The sequence below is a fragment of the Aurantimonas sp. C2-5-R2 genome (assembly GCF_036549495.1).
Classification (GTDB): domain Bacteria; phylum Pseudomonadota; class Alphaproteobacteria; order Rhizobiales; family Rhizobiaceae; genus Aurantimonas; species Aurantimonas coralicida_A.
The window spans coordinates 41,106-64,926 of record NZ_JAZHLJ010000019.1; the positions used below are offsets into that span (position 1 = coordinate 41,106).

The window sequence follows — 23,821 nt, forward strand, 5'->3', positions numbered from 1 at the left end:
ACATAATTCGGGTTGACGGTGCGGCCAGTGCTTGCGGTTCCGGCACCGAGTTAGACCTGGGTTCGGAAATTGCGATTGAAATATAGGACTAAGTGATATAGATTTCGGGGTGCGGTTAGCGCTGGTTGGGCAGTCGACCAAATGGCCCATTTTGAATGGTCGCCTTGGAATCGGATAGAACGCTATGTTTTTGATCACGAGTTCATCGCGAGGCTACAATGCGGGTTTTCAAGACGAAGACATTTAACCGCGGTGCCCGGAAGGCGGGGGTGGCAGACGCCGAGTTGGGGAAATCGGTGGCCCGCATCTTGGCGGGAAAGATCGATGCCGATCTTGGAGCGCACCTCGTCAAGCAAAGAGTTTCACAGGGCGAAGGAGGCCGGACGGGAGGCCACCGCGCCATCATCGTTCACAAGTATGGGGACCGTATCGTTTTCGTTCACCTGTTTGCAAAGAGCGCGAGAGCGAACCTTACCGGCGAGGAATTGGAGACCTATCGGGACCTTGCCAAGATCATTGCCGATCTCGCCCCCGAGCAAGTCGAACGCCTGCTCGAAACCAAGGAATGGATAGAGATTGACCATGGAAAAGAGCAAGCGGGCTTATCGGAGTGATGCGCTTCGCTCCGCTCACGAGGCTGTCACCGGACTTTACAAGGTCGGCGCCGTCGATCGAAAAACCAAGAGGCGCTTTGACGCCGCCTGTCTGACGACAGTCGAGGAACTCGCGGCTGACGACATCCGAGGGATTCGAGAGACCGCGCAGATGAGCCAGGCGGTTTTTGCGCAGGTGCTGAATGTCAGCAAATCCGTGGTCAGCAAATGGGAACAGGGGGAAAAGAGGCCTGGTGGTCCTTCCCTGAAGCTGCTCTCGCTGGCTCAGAAGAAGGGCATTGAAGCTATCCTCTGAGGAATGAGGCGGACCTGTGCGTCGCCATCTGTGGCTCAATGGCGGCCAGCTCCAGATGGCATCATCCCTCACGCCAGTCGCCGATGCTCGCCTGCAGCACGGCCAGAGCGGCGACCGCCGCTGTGTCGGCGCGCAGGATTCGCGGCCCGAGCGAGATCGTGGTGACGAATTCGGCGGTCTGGAGCGTTGCGCGCTCCTTCGCCGAAAAGCCGCCCTCGGGGCCGATGAGCAGCGCCAGCGGCCCCTGTGGTATCGCCCGCAGCGTATCGATCGGGCTCTCGGCCTCCTCGCGCTCGTCGCAGAAGACCAGACTCCGGGCGTGGTCCCAACCGGCGATCATGTCGGTGAACTTCACCGGCTCGCGGCATTCGGGGATCGACAGGATGCCGCATTGTTCCGCTGCCTCGACGGCATTCGCTCGCATCCGCTCGATATTGAGCCGCGAGGCCTGCACATGCTGCGTCATTACCGGCTGTAACACGCCAGCGCCCATCTCGACGGCCTTCTGCACCGTGTAGTCGAGGCGGGCGTGCTTCAGCGGCGCGAACAGATAATGCAGACCCGCCGGCGGCGTCTGGTCGCGCACCCGTTCGCGCGGCAAAAGTTCGAGCTTCTTCTTGGACGGCTTGGTGAGATCGCAGCGCCATTCGCCGTCGCGGCTGTTGAAGGCAAGCACCGTATCGCCTTCGCCGAGGCGCATGACATTGTGGAGATAGTTCGCCTGCACCGGCGTTGCGGGCACGGCCTGCCCTTCGGACAAATCGCTCTCAACAAACAGCCGCGGGCTCCGGAAGTCATGACTCGGCATCTGCGGACGGACCTTTCTCAAGCCGGCCGGGGCGCGAAGGCGGAGAGAACGCCCGCGCCGATGAGGCAGGCGGCGCCGGTGCGCGTCGCCGACCGTAGAACGCGCGGTCGCCGGATGAAGCCGCGGGCCGTCGTTGCCAGCAGCGCGTAGAGATACGCGTTCACAATGCCAAGCAGCACGAATATGCCGATGAAGACCATTGCCTGCGCCGCATAGGGCTTCGCCGGGTCGATGAACTGCGGCACGAAGGCGACGAAGAACACGATGCCCTTGGGGTTGAACAGGGTGACCAGGAAGGCGTCGCGAAAGACGAGGCGTCGGCGCGTCTCGACGATAGTCGCCGCTTCGGCGGTAAAGCTCACCGGGGAGCGCCACATCCTGATGCCGATAGTGATCAGATAGGCCGCGCCCAGCCATTTCAGCGCGGCGAAGGCGCCGGCCGAGGTGGCGAGCAGCGCCCCGACGCCGGCCAGCGACAGGCTGGCCGCGATCAGATCGCCGAGTCCGACGCCGGCGACGCTGGCGAGCGCCGTGCGCCGGCCATGGGCAAGCGCTTGGCCGACGACCATGACGATGGTCGGGCCGGGAATGACCACAAGGATCGCCGAGGCGAGGACGAAGGCGGCGAGGACGGTGGGATCGACGGGCATGGCCAGAAACTCCGGGGAATGGATTTCCGCGCCACAAATCCTGCTTTCGGGGCCTTTGTCCAGAGGTGGACTCCGGCCCAAGACGGTCGTGCGACTTGGCGGGGCCGACCGATATCGCTGTGCGATGCGGGCAGGGCGCTTTGCCCGTTCTATGGCGGCAAGCTTGTTTCGTGATACATTTCCCGCCTAGATCGACGATCCCGGGAGACATCGAAACGATGAGCCAGGCGGCAGCGCGTCACTGGTCGGTGGAGGAATTTCTCGCCTGGCAGTTGGGCCGGCCGGGGCGTTTCGAGCTCGTCGGCGGTTTTCCGGTCGAATTGATGTCGGGTGCTACGATCCGGCATGATGACATTGTTCTGAATATCTTGGCGGAACTCCGGCAGAGACAACGCGGAAAATCGTGCCGACCCTTTACGGCCGACCTGTGCATCGAGACGCTGCCGGGGCAGATACGCCGCCCCGACGCCGGCGTTGATTGCGGTCCTCGTGATCCCGACGGGCTCATTGCCAGTGACCCGGTGCTGGTCGTCGAAGTGTTTTCGCCGACGACGCGGGATTTTGACACGGCCGGCAAGCTCACAGAGTACAAGGCTGTCGCCTCGCTCCGCACGATCCTCTATGTCGAGCCGAACCGGCCGGAGGTGTTCGTTTTCGAGCGAAACGAAGACGGCGAATGGATCGAGAGCCGTCTCGCCGGAATGGAGACGGCCGCTTTGGTCCCGGTGCTCGGCATCGAACTGCCGCTGGCGGAGATTTTCGACGGCGTCGAATTTCCGACCGGGCCTTATCTCGCCTGAGAAAATGTCGGCCGGAATCGCTTCGTTTGATCGCCGGCCGCTGTTCCGTCACCCCACCACGACGATGTGCAGTGCCCGCGGGCCATGCGCGCCGAGCAGCAGCGTCTGCTCGATGTCGCCGGAGCGCGACGGCCCGGTGACGAAGTTCAGCGAGCGCGGCATCTCGCCCTTGCCGTAGCGCTGCCTGACCGAGGGAAAGGTCGCCTCCATGTCGCCGGCGATGTCCTCGGCCTTGACGACGACGATGTGGTTCTCGGGCAGGAAGTTGAGGCTGGTCGGGTTCTCCGCGCCGGAGACGAGCACCAGCGTGCCGGTCTCGGCGATGCCGCTTTCGGCATGGGAGAGGGCGTTAAGGTCGTTGCCGTCCGATGCGCCGCGTCGCAGGGTCAGCGCGGTGGCGCCGAAATCGGCGCCGGCGAGGCGCGGATCCTCGGCGAGACGTAGATCTGCGGGAAAATTGTTGTCGCGCAGCCAGCGCGAGACTTCGGCGGGCAGATCGCCATAGCTGGCGATCCGCGCCGTCGTGGCGTCAGCCTTCTCGGCCATCTTGACGAACAGCGACACCTGATCCGCATGCGGCAACTGCCCGCGCTGCGGCACGATGCCTTTCGGCGCGCCGGCAAGCCGCTCCTCGACGATGCGTTGGCGCTCCGGGTCGCCGGGCCGGGCGCCGTTGGACCGGCGGATGCGGCCGAGCACCGCGTCGCGTGTCGAGCCGCTCATCGGTTTGCCTCCGTTCCGCCCGTTCGTTGCGCGTATTCCTGCATGAAGGTGCGGCCCTCCGGAGCAGGAAGGTCGCGCCATTTGGTCCAGCCGCCGGCCAGCGGCAGCGACGTAAAGCGGCGCTTTTTGCCGCCGAGGGCTTTGAGCATCGGCATCGCGACGGAGACGGCGGCGCGGTAGAGCTTCGGCCGCCGCGCCAAAAACGCCCAGGCGCCAAGGCCGGCGCGCTGAGTGGTCGGCTGCAGATGGCTCTCGAATTCCTTCTCGCGCCAGTGCCGCATCATCTTCGGCAGCGGAATCCGCATCGGGCAGACGCTCTCGCAGCGGCCGCAGAAGGTCGAGGCATTTGGCAGATGCCCGGCCTTGTCGACGCCGATCAGCGACGGGGTGAGCACGGCGCCCATCGGGCCGGGATAGACCCAGCCATAGGAGTGGCCGCCGACGGCGTGATAGACCGGGCAGTGGTTCATGCAGGCGCCGCAGCGAATGCAGCGTAGCATCTCCTCGAACTCGGTGCCGAGCATGTTGGAGCGGCCGTTGTCGAGCAGGATGACGTGGTATTCCTCCGGCCCGTCCGGGTCTTCCGCCCGCTTCGGCCCGGTCGACAAGGTGGTGTAGACGCTCATGTCTTGGCCGGTGGCGGAGCGGGCGAGAACGCGCAGAATCTGGGCGGTGTCTTCCAGCGTCGGCACCAGCTTCTCGATCGAGGCGAGCACCACGTGGCATTTGCCCAGAAGCTGGGTGAGGTCGCCATTGCCCTCGTTGGTGACGATCACCGAGGAACCGGTTTCGGCGATCAGGAAGTTCGCGCCGGTGACGCCGACGTCGGCCTCGCCGTATTTCTGGCGCAGGATCTGCCGGGCTTCGCCGAGCAGCGTCTCAGGCGCGGTCAGGTCGCGTTTCGGGTCCAGATCGACATGGACGCGGCGAAAATCCGCCTCGACCTGGTCGCGGTTGACGTGAACCGCGGGGGCGATGATGTGGCTCGGATGCTCGCCGCGAAGCTGGATGATGTATTCGCCGAGATCGGTCTCGACCGGAGTGATGCCATTGGCTTCGAGAAACTCGTTCAGGCCGATCTCCTCGGAGATCATCGTCTTGCCCTTGGTGACGGTCTTCGCCTTCCGCCGCTTGGCGATGTCGAGGAAGATCCGCCGGGCGTGCTCGGAATCCTCGGCGAAATGCACAATGCCGCCGGATGCCTCGACCTTCGCCACATAGGCCTCGATGTAGAGATCGAGGTGCTTCAGCGTGTGGTTCTTGATCTCGCGCGCTTTGTCGCGCAGCGCGTCAAACTCGGGAAGAGCGTCGACGGCCTTTTGTCGCTTGGCAATGAAGCCGCGCTCGACATTGCCGAGGGCGCGCTGCAGCTCGACATCGGCGAGCGCCTTGACGGAATTGGCCTTGAAGGTCTGGGAGGTGATCTGCATCGGTTACTCGGACATCCAGTCGTGATCGCGCGATTGCTCGATCGTATAGGGGCATTCGGCGGGACATTTGGAAAGGGGCAGGCGGGCTTCGCCGTTGACGATCCGTGTCACAGCTTGCCGCCGATCGGCGGCGTGTCGGTCATGCCGGCCAGTACCTCGGCCACATGGCGCACTTCCACGGCGATGCCTTCGCGCTTCAGTTTGCCGTCCATGTTCATCAGGCAGCCGAGATCGCCGGCCAGCAGCATGTCGGCGCCGCTGGCGGCGACATGCTTGGCCTTCTTGGTGACGATGGCGTTGGAGATGTCGGGGTATTTCACGCAGAAGGTCCCGCCGAAGCCGCAGCAGACCTCGGCTTCCTTCAGTTCGGTCAGTTGGAGCCCCTCGATCGATTCGAGCAGCTTTCGCGGCTGCGCCTTGACGCCGAGTTCGCGTAGGCCCGAACAGGAATCGTGATAGGTCGCCGTGCCCTGGACCTTGGCTTCGACGGCGGTGACGCCGCGGACGTCGGCGAGGAAGCTGACGAGCTCGTGGACCTTGTCGGAAAACGCCGCCGCCCGCGCTTCCCATTTCGCATCGCCGGCGAAGAGTTCGGGATAGTGCTTCTTCAGCATCGCCGAACAGGAGCCGGACGGCGCGACGACATAGTCGAAGCCCTCGAACGTCGCGATCACCTGCTCGGCGATCGCGCGCGTATCGGCCCGGTCGCCGGAATTATAAGCGGGCTGGCCGCAGCAAGTCTGCGCCGTCGGTACGCTCACCCGGCAGCCGGAATCCTCGATCAGCTTGATCGCCGCGAAGCCGACGCTCGGCCGGAACAAATCGACCAGGCAGGTGACGAAGAGCGCGACCTCGGGCGTGGTGGACCGCTCTTCGTTGCGATTGGTTGTATGGTCGATGTCGGCCATGCCCTCTCCCAGATGATTTTCCGCGGCGTATGAGCCGCCTGCCAAGCTCCCGGCGCCTCGACGCCCATTCCGCTCCTTTTGGGCTCGTTTCGTCTGCGCTGCAATATCTTCCCGCGCTCGGCGGCTTCCGTTCATCTCTCGTTTCGGCTAGCACGCTCGCGACACGAAAGGCGCAAGGGATGATGGCTAATACGACATTCAAGCAAAGCGCCTTCGAGACGTTCGAGCCTGATCCGCGCCGCGCGGCGGTACTCGGTGAACTGCACGCGCGCCCGTTCCCGCTGATCGAGACGCCCGGCGCGCTGATCGTTCTGGCTTTCATGATGGAAGATCAAGGCGAACGCGACATCGCGATCCTCTCCGAAATGTCGACGCGCCGAGGCGTGGCGCCGCCCGCCTCCGGTGCCCGAACCCACTCCTTCGACTTCGGCAAGGGCCGGCTGCGTTGGGAGCGTCACACCGAGTTTTCGACCTATTCCTGGGAAGGGCCGCCGCCCGCGCGCTTCGGAGATCCGTTCGAGGGGCATCCCTTCGGCGCCGAGTTTCGCGCGCCCGGTCCCTTCATCGCCGGCGTTCGCCTGGAAATCCGACCCCATGACGAGGCCGGCGAGGCCTCGCTCGCCGGCTTCGACAAGGCGAGCTTTTGCTATTCCATCATGGATGGCGGGCTGGCCCATGCCGCGACCGACTTTCGTCAGGACGGCGATGGACTGACCCGCATCCTGGTGCTCGACGACGGCCTGCCGCCCGCACGTGCCGGCGCGCTCGCCATGCGGCTGGTGGAAATCGAGATCTACCGCACCTTGGCGCTGCTTGGCCTGCCGCTGGCGCAATCCATCGGCCCGGTGGTCACGCAGCTGGAGGCGCGGCTCGCCGGCATCACCGAGGAGATGCGGGAGGGCGGCGAGGACAGCCGCTCGCTGCTTCAGGAGATCACTCTCGCCGCGGCCGAGGTCGAAGCGTCGTCAGCCTCGGTTCTCTACCGATTCGGGGCGAGCCGGGCCTATGACGAAATCGTCCGCGAAAGGCTCAACGCATTGGTGGAACAGCCGATCCCGGGACAGGAAAGCTGGTCGGCGTTTCTCAAACGACGCATGGCGCCGGCGATGCGTACCTGCCGTTCGCTTGAGGAGCGCCAGGCGACGCTGTCGAAAAAGCTGGCGCGGGCGGCCAACCTCCTGCGCACCCGCATCGACGTCGAACTGGAGCACCAGAATCGCGATCTCCTGCGCTCGATGGACAACCGCGCGCAGCTGCAGCTGCGCCTGCAGCAGACGGTCGAGGGCCTGTCGGTCGCAGCGATCGGCTATTACGTGGTCGGCCTCTTCGCTTATGTTGCCAAGGGTCTGGAATACGAAGGTTTCCCGATCGCCCAGCCGGTGTTAATCGCCGCCTTCGTGCCGGTCGCGCTGCTCGGCGTCTGGCTCGTCGTGCGCCGCATCCGCAAGCGGCATATGAACCGTTCCGCCGCTGATCATTGAGAACGAGGGACAGGAAGGCTGCCGCGGTGGACGAGGCGCCGCCGCGGGCTTACCTTCGGGCCGCAGTTTAGGGAGTTCCGTCCATGTCGGTCATGATGCCGAAGCCGAGCCAGGCGATCCTCGATCGCCGCGCCGCGATCGTTACGTCGCTCAGGGCGATCGTGCCCGGCGAAGGCGTCGTCGATGCCGCGAACGAGATGCGCGTTTTCGAAAGCGACGGGTTGACCGCCTATCGTCAGATGCCGCTGGTCGTGGTGCTGCCGGAGACGGTCGATCAGGTCGCCAGGGTCCTGAAATATTGTCACGCCGAGGATATCCCGGTGGTGCCGCGCGGCTCCGGCACGTCGCTCTCCGGCGGCGCGCTGCCGCTCGAGGACGGCGTCCTGCTGGTCCTGTCGAAATTCAACCGTATCCTCGAGGTCGACTACGACAATCGCTGCGCGGTCGTGCAGCCGGGCGTGACCAATCTCGGCATCACCAAGGCCGTGGAGGGCCAGGGCTTTTACTACGCGCCCGATCCGTCCTCGCAGATCGCCTGTTCGATCGGTGGCAACGTCGCGGAGAACTCCGGCGGCGTCCACTGCCTCAAATACGGGCTGACGGCTAACAACGTGATCGGGGTGGAACTGGTCACCATCGAGGGCGAAGTGATGCGCCTCGGCGGCAAGCATCTCGACGCTGAAGGCTACGATCTGCTCGGCCTGATGACCGGCTCGGAAGGCCTGCTCGGCGTCGTCACCGAGGTGACCGTGCGCATCCTGCAAAGCCCGGAGACGGCGCGTGCCGTGCTGCTGGGCTTCCCGACCTCCGAACAGGCCGGCGAATGCGTTGCCGCGATCATCGCCAAGGGCATCATCCCCGGTGGCATGGAGATGATGGACCGCCTCGCCATCAATGCGGCGGAAGACTTCGTTCATGCCGGCTACCCGCGCGATGTCGAGGCGCTCTTGATCGTCGAGCTCGACGGTCCCGCCGCCGAGGTCGACCATCTGCTTGTCGAGGTCGAGGCGATCGCCAAGGCCAATGGTGCGGTCACCGCCAAGGTCTCGCAGTCGGAAGAAGAACGCACGGCCTTCTGGGCCGGGCGCAAGGCGGCCTTCCCGGCGGTCGGGCGGATTTCGCCGGATTATTACTGCATGGACGGCACCATCCCCCGCAAGCAGCTGCCGAGGGTGCTCGCCGGCATGAAGGCGCTGTCGGAAAAATACGATCTGCGTGTCGCCAACGTCTTCCACGCCGGCGACGGTAACCTCCATCCGCTAATCCTCTACGACGCCAACAAGGAGGGCGAACTGCACCGGGCCGAGGAATTCGGCAACGACATCTTGCGGCTCTGTGTGGAAGTCGGCGGCGTCTTGACCGGTGAGCATGGGGTCGGGGTCGAAAAGCGCGATCTGATGCCGGAGATGTTCTCCGAGGACGATCTGAAGCACCAGCAGCGGGTCAAATGCGCCTTCGACAACAAGCACCTGCTCAACCCGGGCAAGATGTTCCCCGTTCTTCACCGCTGCGCCGAACTCGGCCGCATGCATGTTCACAAGGGGCAGGTCGCTTTCCCCGACCTGCCGAGGTTCTGATCATGGGCGCGATCGAAATGCTGCCGTCGCTGAAAGACGACCCGCCGATGGAAGAGGCGCGCTTCCTCAGATTTCTGGAGGCACGTTCGGAGGACGAACGATGGGAGTTGATCGATGGGGAGCCGATCCAGATGATGCATCCGCCGAGTTTGAAGCATCAGGTGATCGGGCAAAACCTCGAGCGGCGGCTCAACGATGCTCTTGAGGCGAAGGGCTCGAAGCTTTTCGCCATCCGTGAAATTGGCCTGGCGGTCGAGGGGCATCCCAATTTTCGCCCACAGGCCGACGTAGCGGTGATCGACGACATCGGCGCCAACCCCTATTTCGCCGAGCGCTTTCACTTGGTGGCAGAAGTCTTGTCGGATTCCAATACACATGAATACATCCACACGAAGCGCCTGCGCTATGCCGACCATCCTGACTGTCTGCACATCCTGATCCTCTCGCAGACGGACATGGCCGTCGAAGTCTGGTCTCGGTCCGACGACTGGCGCGGCCGCATCTTCCGCTCGCCCGACGATCGTATCGAACTGCCCGAGTTCGGCTTTTCCTGCGCCGTTGGCGATCTCTACGCCCGGACCTCGATCCGATGAGCAAGATGAAATCCGCCTCCCAATCCGACGAGCGGGTTCTGCGCCCCGAAACGCCCGGCGATCTCCGCGACATCGTCGCCGCGGCGGTGTCGGCCGAAGCGCCTCTCGTCGTCGAGGGTACCGGCTCCAAGCGCGGCCTCGGCCGTCCCGTGCAGGCGGCGCGCACGCTGTCGCTGGCCAGGATGACCGGCGTCACCTTGTACGAGCCCGAGGAACTGGTGCTGTCGGCCAGGGCCGGCACGCCGCTGGCCGAGATCGAGCGCCTGCTCGACGACAACAACCAGCGCCTCGAATTCGAGCCGATGGACTACGGCCCGCTGCACGGGTTGGAGCCGGGGCAGGGGACGATCGGCGGCGTCATTGCCTGCAATCTTGCCGGTCCCCGCCGCCTGAAACAGGGCGCGGCGCGGGACCACATCCTTGGCGTTCACGCGGTCTCCGGTCGCGCCGAAATGTTCAAGTCCGGCGGCCGGGTGGTCAAGAACGTCACCGGCTACGATCTGTCCAAGGGGCTGACGGGCTCCTACGGCACGCTCGCGGTGCTGACCGACGTGACGATCAAGGTGCTGCCGAAAACCGAGACAGAGACGACGCTGATGCTGCGCGGTCTCGACGACGACGCGGCGGCCGGAGCGATGGCGGCGGCGATGGGCTCCTCCGCCGAGGCATCGGGGGCCGCGCATCTGCCGGCCTATGTGGCGGGGCGCGTCGCGGGCGGGGCGCTCGGCAAGGACGCGGCGACGCTGATCCGGCTCGAGGGCTTCGGCCCTTCGGTCAAGGCGCGCGCCGCCTATCTCGGCGCGGCGCTTGCCAAGGTGGCGCCGTTGGAGACGCTCGAGGCCGAGGCATCCCGCGCGGTCTGGCGCGACGTCCGGGACGTGCGGCCCTTCGTCGACGGCACGACCAAGCCGGTCTGGCGCCTGTCGGTCATGCCGACGCGCGGCCATGAGATCGTCATGAGCCTACGGATGCAAACTGGCATCGACGCCTATTACGACTGGCAGGGCGGTCTCGTCTGGATGCGCTTGGAGGGCGAGCCCGCAGCGGCGCTGGTGCGCGAGACAATCGCCCGCTTTGGTGGCGGTCACGCGACGCTGGTGCGCGCATCCGACAGCGTCAGGACCGCGACAGAGGTGTTCCAGCCGCAGCCCGGTCCGCTCGCCGCGCTGTCGCGCCGGCTGAAGGAGCAGTTCGACCCGATGGGCGTGCTCAATCCGGGCAAGATGGGATAACCATGCAAACCACCTTCACACCCGCCCAGCTCGACAATCCCGACGTCGCGCATTCCGAACAGATCATTCGCAAATGCGTGCATTGCGGCTTCTGCACCGCGACCTGCCCGACCTATGTCACGCTCGGCAACGAGCTCGATAGCCCGCGCGGCCGCATCTACCTGATCAAGGAGATGCTGGAGAACGACCGGCCGGCGGACGCAAAGACCGTCACCCATATCGACCGGTGCCTGTCCTGCCTTGCCTGCATGACCACCTGCCCGGCCGATGTGAACTACATGCATCTGGTCGATCATGCCCGCGTGCATATCGCCAAGACCTATCGCCGGCCGTTCATGGACCGGATGATCCGCCGCGTCCTGGCGATGACGCTGCCCTATCCGGCGCGCTTCCGCGCCAGCCTGACGATGGCGCGGCTCGGCCGCCCGCTCGCGCCGGTCTTTGCCGCGATCAAGCCGCTAAAACCCTTCGCCGCGATGCTCAGGCTCGCGCCATCCAGCGTGCCGGCGAAAGCGGCGATCAACGATCCGGCCGTCCACACCGCCGAGGGACCCCGGCAAAAACGCGTCGCGCTGCTCACCGGCTGCGCTCAGTCGGTGCTCGACCCGAAGATCAACGAGGCGACGGTGCGGCTGCTCAACCGGTTCGGCGTCGAGGTCGTGGTGCCGAAGGGGGAGGGTTGTTGCGGCGCCCTCGTCCATCACATGGGCCAGGAGGACGAAGCGCTCGGCTTCGCCCGTCGCAATGTCGATGTCTGGACGCGCACCGCGGAGGAAGACGGGCTCGACGCGGTGCTGATCACGGCGTCCGGTTGCGGCACGACGATCAAGGATTACGGCCACATGCTGCGACTCGACCCCGCCTATGCCGAAAAGGCCGCGAAGGTCTCGGCGCTGGCCAAGGACGTCACCGAATTTCTGTCGGACCTCGCATTGCCGCTGCCGGTGAACGCGACCGACCTCGTCGTCGCCTACCACTCGGCCTGCTCGATGCAGCATGGCCAGAAGATCACCCAGGCGCCCAAGGTGCTGCTCGCCCAAGCCGGCTTCACGGTTCGCGATGTCCCGGAAGGGCACCTGTGCTGTGGCTCGGCCGGCACCTACAACATCCTGCAGCCGGAGATCGCCGCCACGTTGCGCGACCGCAAGGTGAAGAACATCGAGAGTCTCGCACCGCAAGCGATCGCGACCGGCAATATCGGTTGCATGACGCAGATCGGATCAGCGACGCCAATCCCGATCCTGCACACGGTCGAACTGCTGGACTGGGCGTTCGGCGGCGAGAAACCGGTCAGCCTTGCCGGCGTCGAGCCACGCGTCGAGCCCGCTCTGCAGGCCGCTGAATAAGAAACGTTGTCGCCGAACGCGAAACGGCCCGCCGTCGCCGGCGGGCCGAGATATTCCGACCGGGATCGGGTCCGGCGATCAGCCGCCGAACAGCGCCGAGAGGACGTCGGTCTTGACCGCGCCGCGCTCGGCATAAACGCCCTTCGATCCCTCGCCGCGAGGGCCGATGACGACCACCTTGGAGCCGCTCGGCACCCGGCTGTAGAGGTGTTCGACATCCTCGTTCATCATCCGGATACAGCCCGACGACATGTTCTGGCCGATGGTCCACGGCTGGTTGGTGCCATGGATGCGGAATAGCGAATCGCGGCCGCCGCGATAAAGATACAGAGCCCGCGCGCCGAGCGGATTGGCCGGGCCGCCCTTCATGTAGGCAGGCAGGATGCGCCCCTTCTTGCGCTCACGCGCGATCATCGTGGCGGGCGGTGTCCAGCCCGGCCATTCCGCCTTGCGGCCAACGCTCATGCGGCCGGACCAGCCGAAGCCTTCCTTGCCGACGCCGACGCCGTAGCGGGTCGCCATGCCGTTGCCCTCGACGAAATACAGATACTTCTTGCTCGAATCGACGATCACCGTGCCGGGCTTTTCCTTGGTTTCGATGCGCACTTGCGTCCGCTCGAACTTGGCCGCCGGGCGGCGCTGGGAAAGTCGCCGGCCCTGGGGCGTGGCAGCGCTTGCCGTCACCCAGGAGTTGGTGGCGTAATCGTAGCGCCGGGTTTCCTGTGCGCCGGCCTCGACGGTCAGCACCAGCGCCAAGGCCGCTCCCAGGCCGGCTGCCGCCCATTGCGTCCATTTGTTCATTGCTTGCGTTCCCTCTTCCAGCGCGGATGCCGCGTCCCAAGCGGATCCCTGCCGCTACGTTATGTTATTCGGTGCTGTTTCGGAAAGAGCGCTACACGGATCCGTGCCTGCGCGCCGGCCGTCCGGTCAGCGGACGATGACCTTGGTGCCGACCTTTACCTTGCTGTAGAGCTCCACTACGTCCTGGTTGCGCATGCGGATGCAGCCGGAGGAGACGGCCTTGCCGATCGTCCAGGGCTGGTTGGTGCCGTGGATGCGGTAAAGCGTCGAGCCGAGATAGAGCGCGCGGGCGCCGAGCGGATTGGCCTCGCCGCCTTCCATGCGCGCCGGCAGGATGCGGCCCTTCTTGCGTTCGCGGGTGATCATTTCCTTCGGCGGCGTCCAACTCGGCCATTCGGCCCTGCGGCTGATCTTTTCGGTGCCGCGCCAGCTAAAGCCCTGCTTGCCGACGCCGACGCCGTAGCGGCGGGCCTTGCCGTTCTTGCCGACGTGATAGAGAAATTTCGATTTTGTATCGATGACGATCGTGCCGGGCGCCTCCTTGCCGCCATAGGCGACGTCCTGCGGCAAATACACGGGGTCGAGCGCGCGCTGCGGCGCCACGGGTCGACCTTGGGCGTGCGCTAGAACCACTCCCTGCGGAGCGGCGACCGCCCCCGGCGCGGCGTAGACGGTAGGTATCCGCACCGGCTGTTCGATCAGCACCGGCGTCGTCGCAAGAATGACGCCGGAGCGGGCGACGTCCGGGCGTCGCACGGCGGCGCCATAATAGCCCGGTACGACGCCGCTGCCCGGCGTTAGCTGCAACACCCGCTCGGCGCTGAGATGCGGCGGCAGCGGCACGGCGGCCAGATCGTGATAGCTGTCATGGGCCAGGGTGGTCGAAGGGGCCGCCAACGCCCCCACCAAGGCCGCGAGAATCAAGCAGGCTTTCGTTCGCTTCATGGGACTCGTTCCGTTGATCGGTCGCGGGGCACGAGGCCCCTTGATGCCCAGACTGGCGGGAAAGAACGAGAAAACCGTAAATTCGCGGACGGATCGAATGCGGACGCTCAGCAAGATCGCGGTAGGGTTAATGCTTCCTTATCGCCGTAGGTTGGCAGGAGCGCACAAGAGCGTACTTGCCCCCCACAATGAGGGCTGCGATGACTGCCCCGATGAACGCCACCGTTTCGCAGCCGTCCGCCCTCGACGCACCCGTTCCCGCCGGCCTGATCCGCGGCGAGGATGGCCTCTTGCGCTGCGCCTGGCACGGCGGCGACCCGGCCTATCGCGCCTATCACGACCGCGAATGGGGCCGCCCCTCGGCCGACGACGACCGGCTTTACGAAAAGCTTTGCCTGGAAGGGTTTCAGGCGGGGCTCTCCTGGCTGACCATCCTCAGAAAGCGCGATGCCTTTCGCGAGGTCTTTCACGGCTTTTCCATCGACCGGGTCGCGGCAATGACCGAGACCGACGTCGAACGCCTGGTTCTCGATGCCCGCATCATCCGGCATCGCGGCAAGATCGTCTCGGCGATCAACAACGCCCAGCGGGCTGCCGCGATCCGCGCCGAACACGGCTCGCTCGCGGCCTTCCTGTGGGCGCATGAACCCGGTTCCGACGAACGGCCGGGCGCACTGACCGGCGCCTGGCTTGCCGCCAACCCGGTGACGCTGGCTTCGACGCGTCTGTCCAAGGCTCTGAAGAAGGCCGGCTTCAGCTTCGTCGGCCCGACCACGGTCTATGCCTTCATGCAGTCGATGGGCTTCGTCAACGACCATGTCGAGGGCTGTTGCGTTCGCGACGCCTGCGCGGCCGAGCGCGCCGCCTTCGCGCGGCAGGTGCGAACGTAGGATCGCTACTGCGGGATGAAGGTTCCGTCGTCCAAAGCGGCCAATCGCATGCCAGCCTCCAGCTCATAGGGTCCGACCTTCCAACTCGCGATCTCCTCGATCTTGCGCCGCGCCTCCGCCGGAAACAATGCGAGCGTCGCGGTCGCCGCGTTCAGCTGCACCTGAATATTCGGATGGTTGAAATAGCGGCTGAGCTGGCGCCGCTGGTCGCCGGCGCGCGCCTTCAATTCGTTCTCCACGGCAAATCGCCGCCGCACCAGCCGGTTGATCGTCGTTTGGGCGGCTCGCAACTCCGCCTCGTCCTCCGCCACTCCCAGCTCGGCAAAATAGGCGACGAGATCGGCGACGCTCGCGGTCGTCAGATTGATCGGTCTCACGGCTTGAGAATCCCTTCGTTCCAGAGCCTGGCGAGGCCGATCCACAAATCGCGTCTGTCAGCTCCCATTGCGCATTGCGAGCCTTACTCCGGAACGAACCGTCCATCGTCGAGCATCTGAATTGCCATTCCCGCATCGAGAGCCTGGGGGCCGGACTCCCATTCCGCGACGGCTTCCAGCGTCTCGCGCGCCAGGAGCGGTGCCACAACGAGCGTCGCATGGGCCGCGTTCAACCGGATTTGCGCGTTGGAATGTTCGAGCAGCGGAACCAGCGCCCGTCGCTGATCGCCTTCGCGGCGTTTCAGTTCTTTCTCATACGCGAACTGGCGGCGCGCCAGCCGATTGAACGTGCTGGTGTCGTCCGCTTCTATCGCCTTGTCCTGGGCGAGGCCGATCGCGATGTACTCTCGGACGATTTCGTCGACCGTGAGTTCGGTAAGTTGGGGGACGATCGTCATTTCAGAGCCTTCGCATTTCGTAGCGCGTCGATGCCAAACTGTAGCCTTTCCTCCCAGCTCTTGCCCCGAAGATACTGGCGCGGAGACTGTTGGCCGAATTTCGGATTGATCCGTTGATACCACGCCGATATCTCCCAATGCTTCAACCGCGAGATCCGCACGAGATTGCTCGGGCCGTTGACCATAGAGTCCGGAAAACCATCCTTCAGGGCCGCATCCTCCTCGACTATATGGTGGATATCATACCCGTCGCGTTTACCCTGAGCCGCGCCTCGCTGGAGTTCTGCAAGGGTTTTCGGCGCCGCGAAATAGGCCTCGATCCAAGAATAGTAACTTTGCATCCACCGTGCGACCTCGATCGCCGTCAGCAATACCCCTATCGGACCCGCTGCTCCGCGGCTCAAGGCGCGCGCGGCGAAGCGAACCACAGCCTTCACCACGATATGGCGGAGCCGCCGCGTTGGCGGTTCCTGCCTGGGAATCGTCGGCGGGTCCTCCAGCGGCGGGCCGCCATTGTGGCCGATGCCGGGCTTCGGCAGTTTCAGTCGCGGGCTTTTCGGCGGCGTCTTCGGCGATCCATCGGCCGCCGGTTTCTTCTGGGGGCCGGGGATATCGACTTCCAAAGGCTTGCGGGTGGCTTCGCGCCGCCAGCGGCCGGAGACGCGTCCGCGGCCCTTCGGATGGCGCTCTTGCTCGGGACGGAAGCCGGCCTTGAAGGCCAGCGATTTCAGCCGCAGCGCCGCGACGGTGACGCGCAGGTCAGCGATCTGGGCTCGCAAGCTTGCGAGCGGCAGGCTCGTCGCCGCACTGTCCTTGCTGGCCTCCTGTCTTTCCATGCCCATCCCTCGCCACCGACCGTCCCGATGCTACGGGACCGCCGAAGGGCGGGGATAAGTTTGGTGAGAGAGGCGGATGTCGGGGGCTCGCGCTGTCGTTCTTTGCCCGGCTCGGGGCATCAAGATGCCGAAACCGCTGAGGCCAGGGCTTCTCCTTGCCCTCCTGAGCCCGTCGAAGGGGGTGGGAGGGAAGGCGCCGAGCCGATATGCCGCGCATCATCCTCCGCCTCGGAGATTGGCGAAACCGTTCAACGCGGTCGTCATCCCGGCCTTGAGCCGGGATCCATGCCAAGCCGCCCGAACCGCCAATCCGTCGCCGGACAGGATGAGGATAAATGTCGTGGCATGGGTCCCGGCTCAGGGCCGGGATGACGAAGCTCAGAGGCCGGCGCCCTCATCGTCGACGGTGAAGGATGGGTGGGTGTTAAGCGGCTTGTCCGCCATCGCGGCGGTGGTTGGCTCGGTGACACCCCGCTCTTGCCTTTTCTGTGGTTTGTAGCCTCGCTGCGCTCGGCACAATTCCACGAAAAGGCTTTCTCTCCCACAAGGGGCGAGACGGCGCTTCGTTCTGCAACGCGTCGCCCCGCCCTCCACCCAACCCATCGCCTTGCCGAAATTGGCCGCACGGGTTACGGGAACGCCCGCTAGTACCGGGGATTTTCCGGTATCCATCGAACCCATCCGGATCGCTGCGTCATCATGGCTGAAAAGAAGAAGAAACCGACGAGGGTCCAGGCGCGGGTGCCGCGCGGCTTTGTCGATCGGACCGCCGACGATCTGCGCGCCGAGGCGGACATGCTCGCCACCATTCGGCGGGTCTACGAGACGTATGGTTTCGAGCCGGTCGAGACCCCGGCGTTCGAATATACCGACGCGCTCGGCAAATTCCTGCCCGATGCCGACCGGCCGAACGCCGGCGTGTTCTCGCTGCAGGACGATGACGAGCAGTGGATGAGCTTGCGCTACGACCTCACCGCGCCGCTCGCCCGCCATGTCGCGGAAAATTACGAGACCCTGCCGAAGCCCTATCGCAGCTACCGGGCGGGGCATGTCTTCCGCAACGAGAAGCCGGGGCCGGGCCGCTTCCGCCAGTTCATGCAGTTCGACGCCGACATCGTCGGCGCGCCGAACGTCTCGGCCGACGCCGAAATGGCGATGATGATGGCCGACACGATGGAGGCACTGGGGATCAAGCGCGGCCAGTATGTGATCCGGGTGAACAACCGCAAGGTGCTCGACGGCGTCATGGAGGCGATCGGTCTCGGGGGCGAGGAGAATGCCGGGCGACGGCTCACGGTGCTCAGGGCGATCGACAAGCTCGACAAGTTCGGGCCCGAGGGTGTGCGGCTACTCTTGGGCGAGGGGCGCAAGGACGAAAGCGGCGACTTTACCCCGGGGGCGGGGTTGCCCGTGGACGAGCAGACGTTTGTTCTCGCCTCCACTATTCAGGCCTTTGACCTTGCTGAAGAAAATTCTGCGAAACATCGTCCGCTTGATGACATGCGCAAAGACGGTGAGGGCCGTTTCTACGATAACGTCGCTGCGGCACGTTACTTCCATGCCACTGCTCGAAATCAAGTTGGCAAGCAAGGCGCTGAAGAGCTGATGCAGATTGTGGAGCTTACCGAAGCCGCCGGCTACGGCTCGCGGCGAATTCTGATCGACCCCTCCGTCGTCCGCGGTCTCGAATATTACACCGGCCCGGTCTTCGAGGCCGAGCTCCTGTTCGACGTTGTCAACGACAAGGGCCAGAAGGTGCAGTTCGGCTCGGTCGGCGGCGGGGGGCGCTATGACGGTCTCGTCTCGCGCTTCATGAGCCAGCCGGTGCCGGCGACCGGCTTTTCCATCGGCGTCTCGCGGCTGCAGACGGCGCTGAAGAATCTCGGCCGTCTCGACGTGTCGGAACGCCCCGGCCCGGTGGTCGTCACGGTGATGGACCGCGACCGCATGGCCGACTATCAGGCCATGGCGACGAAGCTGCGCGACGCGCTCAACGACGATCCGTCGAAGCCGCCGGTGCCGGTCGAGGTCTTCCAGGGCAACCCCAAACAGTTCGGCAAGCAGCTGCAATATGCCGACCGCCGCAACGCGCCCGTCGTGATCATCCAGGGCGGCGACGAAAAGGCGGCCGGAAAGGTTCAGATCAAGGATCTGATCGAAGGCAAGCGCATCGCCGAAACCATCGAGGACAACGCCGAATGGCGCGAGGCCCGCGCCGGCCAGGAGATGGTCGACGAAGGTGAGATGATCGAGGCCGTCCGCCGCATTCTCGCGCGCCACGCCGAAGATCGCGCGTCCGGCGCTTCCGGAGCCTGAGCCAGTGAGCGACACCGCGCCCGCTCCGTTCCAGACCGCGCTCGGCGCCCTGTTCGAGGCACGCGGGGCGCGCCGCGTCCATGCGCCGATCATCCAGCCGGCCGACCCCTATCTCGACACCGCCGGCGAGGCGCTGCGCCGCCGCATCTTCCTCACCCGCGGCGAGGCCGGCGAGCATCTGTGCCTGCGACCCGACTTCACCATTCCCGTCTGCCTCGGCCATGTCGGCGCCGGCGAGGCGCTGCCGCGCCGCTATTCCTATCTCGGCCTCGTCTTTCGCCAGCGGCCGAGCGGGCCGGGCGAATTCTTCCAGGCCGGTATCGAGGATCTGGGTGAGGTGAACCGCGCCACCGCCGACGCAAGGGCGCTGGCCGATGCGCTGGCGGGGCTTGCCGCCTGCGGCATCGATCCGGCCGACCTCGACATCGTGCTCGGCGATCAGGGTCTGTTCGAGGCGTTCTTGAAGGCGCTCGGCCTGCCCGAGGGCTGGCAGCGCCGGCTGGTGCGCACTTTCGGCCATGACGGGCTGCTCGACGCGGCGCTCAACGCGCTGGCAACCGGCGGTGCCGGCACGCTGGAGCGGCTCGATCCGGAGCTTGCCGATCTCGCCCGCCGCCGCGAGGAGGGCGCGCTGACCCGCACGATCCGCGCGCGCATGGAGGAAGCCGGCCTGCCGCCCCATGCCGGCCGCTCGCCCGGCGAGGTCGCGGTGCGGCTGATCGAAAAGCTTGCCGTCGCCGAGGCGCGGCTCGACGACGCGCCGCTCTCCCTCCTGCGCCAGTTCCTTGCCATCGACTGCCCGCTCGGCGAGGCCGGCGACAGGCTTCGCGGTCTGGCGGAATCGGCCGATCTCGATCTCGGCCGGGCGGCTGTGTTCTTCGAGACCCGCAATCTGGCGCTGCGCGCCGCCGGCGTCGATCTGTCGTCGGTGCGCTATCGCGCCGCCTTCGGCCGGCCGATCGACTATTATACCGGCCTGGTCTTCGAGGCGCGGCAAAAGGGTTCCGACGAGACGCTGGCCGGCGGCGGGCGCTACGACCGGCTGCTGACGATGCTGGGCGCGCCAGCACCGATCCCGGCCGTCGGTTTCGCGCTCTGGCTCGACCGCATCGGCGCCGCGACAGGCCAGGCGGGAGGCCAATCATGACCGTGTCGCTGGCGATCCCGTCCAAGGGGCGGTTGAATGAAAAGGCGATCGCGGCGCTGGCGGGGGCTGGCATCAGTGTCGCGCCGGCCGAAAACGCCCGCAGCTACCGCACCGTGGTCAGCGGCGCGCCGGGGCTCGAGGTGCTGCTGTTGTCGGCCTCGGAGATCGCGCGGGAGCTGCGCGACGGGGCGATCGATTTCGGCATCACCGGCGAGGATCTGGTCCGGGAGACGATTGCCGAGCCCGACGGCGCCGTCGAGATCGTCGCGCGGCTCGGCTTCGGCCATGCCGACGTCGTCGTTGCCGTCCCCGATGCCTGGGTCGATGTCGAGACGATGGAGGATCTGAGCGACGTCGCCGGCTCCTACCGCGCCCGGCACGGGCGGCGCTTGCGGATCGCCACCAAATACTGGCGGCTGACCCAGAGCTTCTTCACCCGCCTGCACGGCATCCAGAGCTACCGGATCGTCGAGAGCCTGGGCGCCACCGAAGGCGCGCCGGCTGCCGGCTCGGCCGACATCATCGTCGACATCACCTCGACGGGATCGACGCTGACCGCCAACCATCTGAAGATCCTCACCGATGGGGTGATCCTGAAGTCGGAAGCCTGTCTGGTGCGCTCGAACAGGGTGGAACGGGATGCGGAGGACTCCGCGCTGGCGGCGAAACTGGCGGCGCGGTTCGGCTAGAACGAGGCCCGTTGCCTGAAACGTAAGCTCCGCGTACCGTCCGGCCGGGGAAGACAGGCGCTTCGTTCGATGAAGGTCGAGCCGTGCGCCGGGAGGAGAGGAGCCTACCGCTTGAATCTGCAACATCTGCTTCGCCGCCGCCGTGAGGTTGGCCGGCCGGTTACGGTCGCGCTGATCGGCGCCGGCAAGTTCGGCTCGATGTTCCTGTCCCAGGTGCCGACGATTCCGGGCCTCGAGGTCACGGTCATCGCCGACCTCGACACCGACAGGGCGCGCCAAACTTGCCGAAACGTCGGCTGGGACGAGGCGCGGATCGGCGAAACGCGCTTCGTCGATTCCGGTGTCGATGCCTGTTCGGCCGAGGGCGTCGAGGTCGTGATCGAGGCGACGGGCATGCCGGAGGCTGGCGTCACCCACGCGCTGGCGTGTATCGCCGCGGGCAAGCATCTGGTCATGGTCAATGTCGAGACGGACGTTCTCTGCGGTCCGCTTCTCGCCAAGCGCGCCCGCGCGGCCGGTGTGGTCTATTCCATGGCTTATGGCGACCAGCCGGCGCTGGTCTCCGAGATGGTCGACTGGGGACGCTCGGCCGGCTTCATCATCGCGGCGGCGGGCAAGGGCACGAAATATCTGCCGGCCTATCACCAGGTGACGCCCGACGACGTCTGGACCCATTATGGCTTGTCGCCGGAGGAGGCGGCCGCGGCCGGCATGAACCCGCAGATGTTCAACTCCTTTCTCGACGGCACCAAGTCGGCGATCGAGATGGCCGCCATCGCCAATGCCTGCGATCTGTCGGTGCCTGATGACGGGCTGACATTTCCGCCCTGCGGCGTCGACGATCTCGCCCACATCCTTCGCCCCCGGGACGTTGGCGGGCAACTCGACCGCGACGGCATGGTCGAGGTCGTCTCCTCGCTGGAGCGGGACGGCCGGCCGGTCTATCGGGATCTGCGCTGGGGCGTCTATGTCGTCCTGAAGGCGCCAAACGACTACGCCGCCGCTTGTTTCAAGCAATATGGGCTGCCGACCGACGCCACCGGCCGCTACGCGTCGATGTACAAGCCGTTTCACCTGATCGGGCTGGAACTGTCGATCTCGGTGCTCAACGCGGCGCTGCGCGGCGAGGCGACCGGCGTCTCGGAAACCTGGCGCGGCGACGCGGTGGCGATCGCCAAGCGAGAGCTTCGCGTGGGCGAGGTTCTCGACGGGGAAGGTGGCTACACGGTCTATGGCAAGGCCATACCGGCGACCCGGAGCTTCGCTAACGGCGCGCTGCCGATCGGCCTCGCCCATCGCGTGACGCTGACCCGGCCGGTCAGCGCCGGCTCGCCGGTGACCTACGCCGACGTCGCGGCGCCCACCGGCTCCAGGGCCTATGATCTGCGCCGCGAAATGGAGCAGGCGTTCGTGCCGGAGAGTACGTAAGGCGGCCGGGTCACGAGGGGAGCATTTCTCAGGAGGCCGCTCCAACCCCGATGATAATGCGGTCCGGTTCGATGGGCCGATTGACCCAGATTCGGACTTTGCTCGACAGTGTGCCCGTTGTCAGTCTCAGCAGCGACGGATGCTCGACCGTCGAGATACGCACACCACGATTGGGTGTTTTCAGGAAGCCGGTGAACGCTGGCGGAAGCTTCAGATCGAGTTCCGTCGATGGCGCCAGCGTCAACGTCGTCTTGCCGTCGACAAAGGCGAGACATCCGATCGAGATGCAGGATGGGGTCGACAGGATCAGGCGATCCGCGACGAATTCCGGTCCTGCTCCGTCATCCTCTATGTCCGACAGAAAAAAGAGGGAGTTTGGAGGAGCGAGTTGAATGGAATCCGTCATTATCGATCCCTCTTGTTATTTCTGAGCCACCCACCCTGTCGCGCGCTACAGGTCTTGCATTGTGGCGCTAATCGCTGTGGGCGGCCGACGGGATTCCAAGCTTTAGGGAGTTGATGATCAATGAAAAAATTACCTGACAAGGTTCCAGGGTCTTTCGTCCCGCAGGTATGACAGCCGTACTTCCTCCCAAAATCGTTGATCTCCTCCCGTTCCGTCCGCGTGAAACTCCTGCTGGAATTCCGTGCGGGGCTGGATTCTCTGTAATATTGCCCAAACCCAATGCCTTGCTCTCGCAAAAGCAAATATCGTTCACGTGCCTCGCGCGCGATGGCATGGTTTGCCGCGATCGCCCCTTCGATTGTCTCATAGAGCTGCGGCGTTGCTCGCCAATTTGGATCGACCTCGCGTAGTCGGCGTAGCGCATCTAAACGGTCTCGGTTTGTGACCGCGAGCCGCATCTGTTGCGCCGGAGTCGCGTGGAGTAGTCGTCCCCCGACGCGAATTGGGGATGTACCTCTCCGCCCGCGCGCCTGCGCGACGCGTTCGCCGATGCGGGTCCACTAGCCGCCATCGGGATTGCCGGCCGGAACGCGCGGCTGGTTCGGATCGTAACGGGTCTCGATCCGGAGCGCGAAGCGCGCGGCCGCCAGATGGAGGCGCAAGGCCGCGAAGCCCCGGCGCAGCTCTCCCAGAGAATCCGGGCCGATCCTGTTTGCGTTTCCTTGCTCCATCCGCGCCGTTCCCCGTCTCCTGACGGGTTCAGGCAAAGCGAGCGCGGCCGGGCGGGGATAAATCGGGCTTAAAATGTCGGTGACGACCGTTCAGCACACGGCGTCCGCTCAGCCGAGATACTTGATGCCGATGAGGATGAAGGCGGCGAGGAAGACGGTTTCGGCGACGACCAGGAGGACGGCCTGGCGACCGACGGAAAGGATGCTCTTCAGCGCGGTCTTCATGCCGACGGCGGCGATGCCGAACAAGAGCGCCCAGCCGGAGACATCGGCGGTAATGTCGGCCGCCTGCTTCGGGATCAGGCCGAAGGAGTTGAGCGCGGCCAGCGCCAGAAAGCCG

At 65.4% G+C, this 23,821-nt stretch carries 26 protein-coding genes; 13 read left to right on the forward strand and 13 right to left on the reverse strand.

Annotated elements, in window-relative coordinates; genetic code table 11:
- Positions 1-218: 218 nt before the first annotated feature.
- A complete protein-coding gene (locus VQ044_RS10915; protein WP_327647194.1) occupies positions 219-614 on the forward strand; it encodes a type II toxin-antitoxin system RelE/ParE family toxin in 396 nt (131 codons plus the stop codon).
- Positions 583-909: a helix-turn-helix domain-containing protein gene (locus VQ044_RS10920; RefSeq protein WP_327647193.1), complete on the forward strand. Its 327-nt coding sequence runs from the start codon at positions 583-585 to the stop codon at positions 907-909. The genes VQ044_RS10915 and VQ044_RS10920 overlap by 32 nt, the downstream gene beginning before the upstream one ends.
- A gap of 61 nt (positions 910-970) precedes the next feature.
- Here VQ044_RS10920 and VQ044_RS10925 read toward each other — a convergent pair whose 3' ends face one another.
- Positions 971-1,717, reverse strand: coding sequence for a 16S rRNA (uracil(1498)-N(3))-methyltransferase (locus tag VQ044_RS10925; protein WP_327647191.1), 747 nt, complete (start codon positions 1,715-1,717; stop codon positions 971-973).
- 17 nt (positions 1,718-1,734) lie between these two features.
- Positions 1,735-2,367 carry a LysE family translocator gene (locus tag VQ044_RS10930; RefSeq protein ID WP_327647189.1) on the reverse strand — a complete coding sequence of 211 codons (633 nt, stop codon included), beginning with the start codon at positions 2,365-2,367 and terminating at the stop codon, positions 1,735-1,737.
- Positions 2,368-2,585: 218 nt separating this feature from the next.
- On the opposite strand from VQ044_RS10930, the gene VQ044_RS10935 reads away from it, so the two are divergent.
- Entirely contained in the window at positions 2,586-3,167 is a 582-nt protein-coding gene (locus VQ044_RS10935; protein WP_327647188.1) for a Uma2 family endonuclease, read from the forward strand.
- 48 nt (positions 3,168-3,215) lie between these two features.
- On the opposite strand, the gene VQ044_RS10940 is transcribed toward VQ044_RS10935, so the two are convergent.
- The 3 genes from VQ044_RS10940 to VQ044_RS10950 all read right to left on the reverse strand — a co-directional run bounded on the left by VQ044_RS10940 (position 3,216) and on the right by VQ044_RS10950 (position 6,228).
- Positions 3,216-3,890, reverse strand: coding sequence for a LutC/YkgG family protein (locus VQ044_RS10940; protein ID WP_327647186.1), 675 nt, complete (start codon positions 3,888-3,890; stop codon positions 3,216-3,218).
- Complete coding sequence (locus VQ044_RS10945; protein WP_327647185.1) at positions 3,887-5,320, reverse strand: LutB/LldF family L-lactate oxidation iron-sulfur protein; 1,434 nt, start codon at positions 5,318-5,320, stop codon at positions 3,887-3,889. Before VQ044_RS10945 ends, VQ044_RS10940 begins: the two co-directional genes overlap by 4 nt.
- 107 nt (positions 5,321-5,427) lie before the next feature.
- A complete protein-coding gene (locus VQ044_RS10950; protein ID WP_327647183.1) occupies positions 5,428-6,228 on the reverse strand; it encodes a (Fe-S)-binding protein in 801 nt (266 codons plus the stop codon).
- 182 nt (positions 6,229-6,410) lie between these two features.
- Here VQ044_RS10950 and VQ044_RS10955 point away from each other — a divergent pair, with 182 nt between their 5' ends.
- The 5 genes from VQ044_RS10955 to glcF all read left to right on the forward strand — a co-directional run bounded on the left by VQ044_RS10955 (position 6,411) and on the right by glcF (position 12,457).
- The gene (locus tag VQ044_RS10955; protein ID WP_327647181.1) at positions 6,411-7,709 is read left to right on the forward strand and encodes a DUF3422 family protein; all 1,299 of its coding nucleotides are present in this window, start codon (positions 6,411-6,413) and stop codon (positions 7,707-7,709) included.
- A gap of 83 nt (positions 7,710-7,792) precedes the next feature.
- Positions 7,793-9,286: an FAD-linked oxidase C-terminal domain-containing protein gene (locus VQ044_RS10960; RefSeq protein WP_327647179.1), complete on the forward strand. Its 1,494-nt coding sequence runs from the start codon at positions 7,793-7,795 to the stop codon at positions 9,284-9,286.
- Positions 9,287-9,288: 2 nt separating this feature from the next.
- Entirely contained in the window at positions 9,289-9,879 is a 591-nt protein-coding gene (locus VQ044_RS10965) for a Uma2 family endonuclease (protein WP_327647177.1), read from the forward strand.
- Positions 9,876-11,111, forward strand: coding sequence for a glycolate oxidase subunit GlcE (glcE, locus tag VQ044_RS10970; protein ID WP_327647175.1), 1,236 nt, complete (start codon positions 9,876-9,878; stop codon positions 11,109-11,111). The genes VQ044_RS10965 and glcE overlap by 4 nt, the downstream gene beginning before the upstream one ends.
- A gap of 2 nt (positions 11,112-11,113) precedes the next feature.
- A complete protein-coding gene (gene glcF / locus VQ044_RS10975; protein WP_327647174.1) occupies positions 11,114-12,457 on the forward strand; it encodes a glycolate oxidase subunit GlcF in 1,344 nt (447 codons plus the stop codon).
- Positions 12,458-12,535: 78 nt separating this feature from the next.
- Here the strand turns inward: glcF and VQ044_RS10980 are convergent, their stop codons facing one another.
- Together VQ044_RS10980 and VQ044_RS10985 are read right to left on the reverse strand one after the other, a co-directional pair.
- The gene (locus VQ044_RS10980; RefSeq protein ID WP_327647172.1) at positions 12,536-13,258 is read right to left on the reverse strand and encodes a L,D-transpeptidase; all 723 of its coding nucleotides are present in this window, start codon (positions 13,256-13,258) and stop codon (positions 12,536-12,538) included.
- Between the two features lie 126 nt (positions 13,259-13,384).
- The gene (locus VQ044_RS10985; RefSeq protein WP_327647171.1) at positions 13,385-14,203 is read right to left on the reverse strand and encodes a L,D-transpeptidase; all 819 of its coding nucleotides are present in this window, start codon (positions 14,201-14,203) and stop codon (positions 13,385-13,387) included.
- Positions 14,204-14,415: 212 nt separating this feature from the next.
- Between VQ044_RS10985 and VQ044_RS10990 the strand changes: the two genes are divergently transcribed.
- Positions 14,416-15,093 (forward strand): DNA-3-methyladenine glycosylase I, encoded by a 678-nt coding sequence (locus VQ044_RS10990; RefSeq protein WP_327650923.1) that lies wholly within the window; start codon positions 14,416-14,418, stop codon positions 15,091-15,093.
- Between the two features lie 5 nt (positions 15,094-15,098).
- Here the strand turns inward: VQ044_RS10990 and VQ044_RS10995 are convergent, their stop codons facing one another.
- The 3 genes from VQ044_RS10995 to VQ044_RS11005 form a co-directional block, all read right to left on the reverse strand.
- A complete protein-coding gene (locus VQ044_RS10995; protein WP_327647170.1) occupies positions 15,099-15,470 on the reverse strand; it encodes a DUF2019 domain-containing protein in 372 nt (123 codons plus the stop codon).
- 83 nt (positions 15,471-15,553) lie between these two features.
- Complete coding sequence (locus VQ044_RS11000) at positions 15,554-15,928, reverse strand: DUF2019 domain-containing protein (protein ID WP_327647169.1); 375 nt, start codon at positions 15,926-15,928, stop codon at positions 15,554-15,556.
- Positions 15,925-16,764, reverse strand: a complete 840-nt coding sequence (locus VQ044_RS11005; protein ID WP_327647168.1) for a hypothetical protein — start codon at positions 16,762-16,764, stop codon at positions 15,925-15,927. The genes VQ044_RS11000 and VQ044_RS11005 overlap by 4 nt, the downstream gene beginning before the upstream one ends.
- 699 nt (positions 16,765-17,463) lie before the next feature.
- Between VQ044_RS11005 and hisS the strand changes: the two genes are divergently transcribed.
- From hisS to VQ044_RS11025, 4 genes are all read left to right on the forward strand, one after another.
- On the forward strand, positions 17,464-19,080 hold the full coding sequence (hisS, locus tag VQ044_RS11010) for a histidine--tRNA ligase (protein WP_327647166.1): 1,617 nt from the start codon (positions 17,464-17,466) through the stop codon (positions 19,078-19,080).
- Positions 19,081-19,084: 4 nt separating this feature from the next.
- Positions 19,085-20,227, forward strand: a complete 1,143-nt coding sequence (locus VQ044_RS11015) for an ATP phosphoribosyltransferase regulatory subunit (protein ID WP_327647164.1) — start codon at positions 19,085-19,087, stop codon at positions 20,225-20,227.
- Positions 20,224-20,916: an ATP phosphoribosyltransferase gene (gene hisG / locus VQ044_RS11020; RefSeq protein WP_327647162.1), complete on the forward strand. Its 693-nt coding sequence runs from the start codon at positions 20,224-20,226 to the stop codon at positions 20,914-20,916. Before VQ044_RS11015 ends, hisG begins: the two co-directional genes overlap by 4 nt.
- A 111-nt stretch (positions 20,917-21,027) precedes the next feature.
- On the forward strand, positions 21,028-22,344 hold the full coding sequence (locus tag VQ044_RS11025; RefSeq protein WP_327647160.1) for an NAD(P)H-dependent oxidoreductase: 1,317 nt from the start codon (positions 21,028-21,030) through the stop codon (positions 22,342-22,344).
- Positions 22,345-22,372: 28 nt separating this feature from the next.
- Here the strand turns inward: VQ044_RS11025 and VQ044_RS11030 are convergent, their stop codons facing one another.
- The 3 genes from VQ044_RS11030 to VQ044_RS11040 form a co-directional block, all read right to left on the reverse strand.
- Positions 22,373-22,750: a hypothetical protein gene (locus VQ044_RS11030; protein ID WP_327625391.1), complete on the reverse strand. Its 378-nt coding sequence runs from the start codon at positions 22,748-22,750 to the stop codon at positions 22,373-22,375.
- Between the two features lie 560 nt (positions 22,751-23,310).
- Positions 23,311-23,481, reverse strand: coding sequence for a hypothetical protein (locus VQ044_RS11035; RefSeq protein ID WP_327647159.1), 171 nt, complete (start codon positions 23,479-23,481; stop codon positions 23,311-23,313).
- Between the two features lie 108 nt (positions 23,482-23,589).
- The coding region (locus VQ044_RS11040) for a putative sulfate exporter family transporter (protein ID WP_331827669.1) at positions 23,590-23,821 on the reverse strand (232 nt) is incomplete at its 5' end.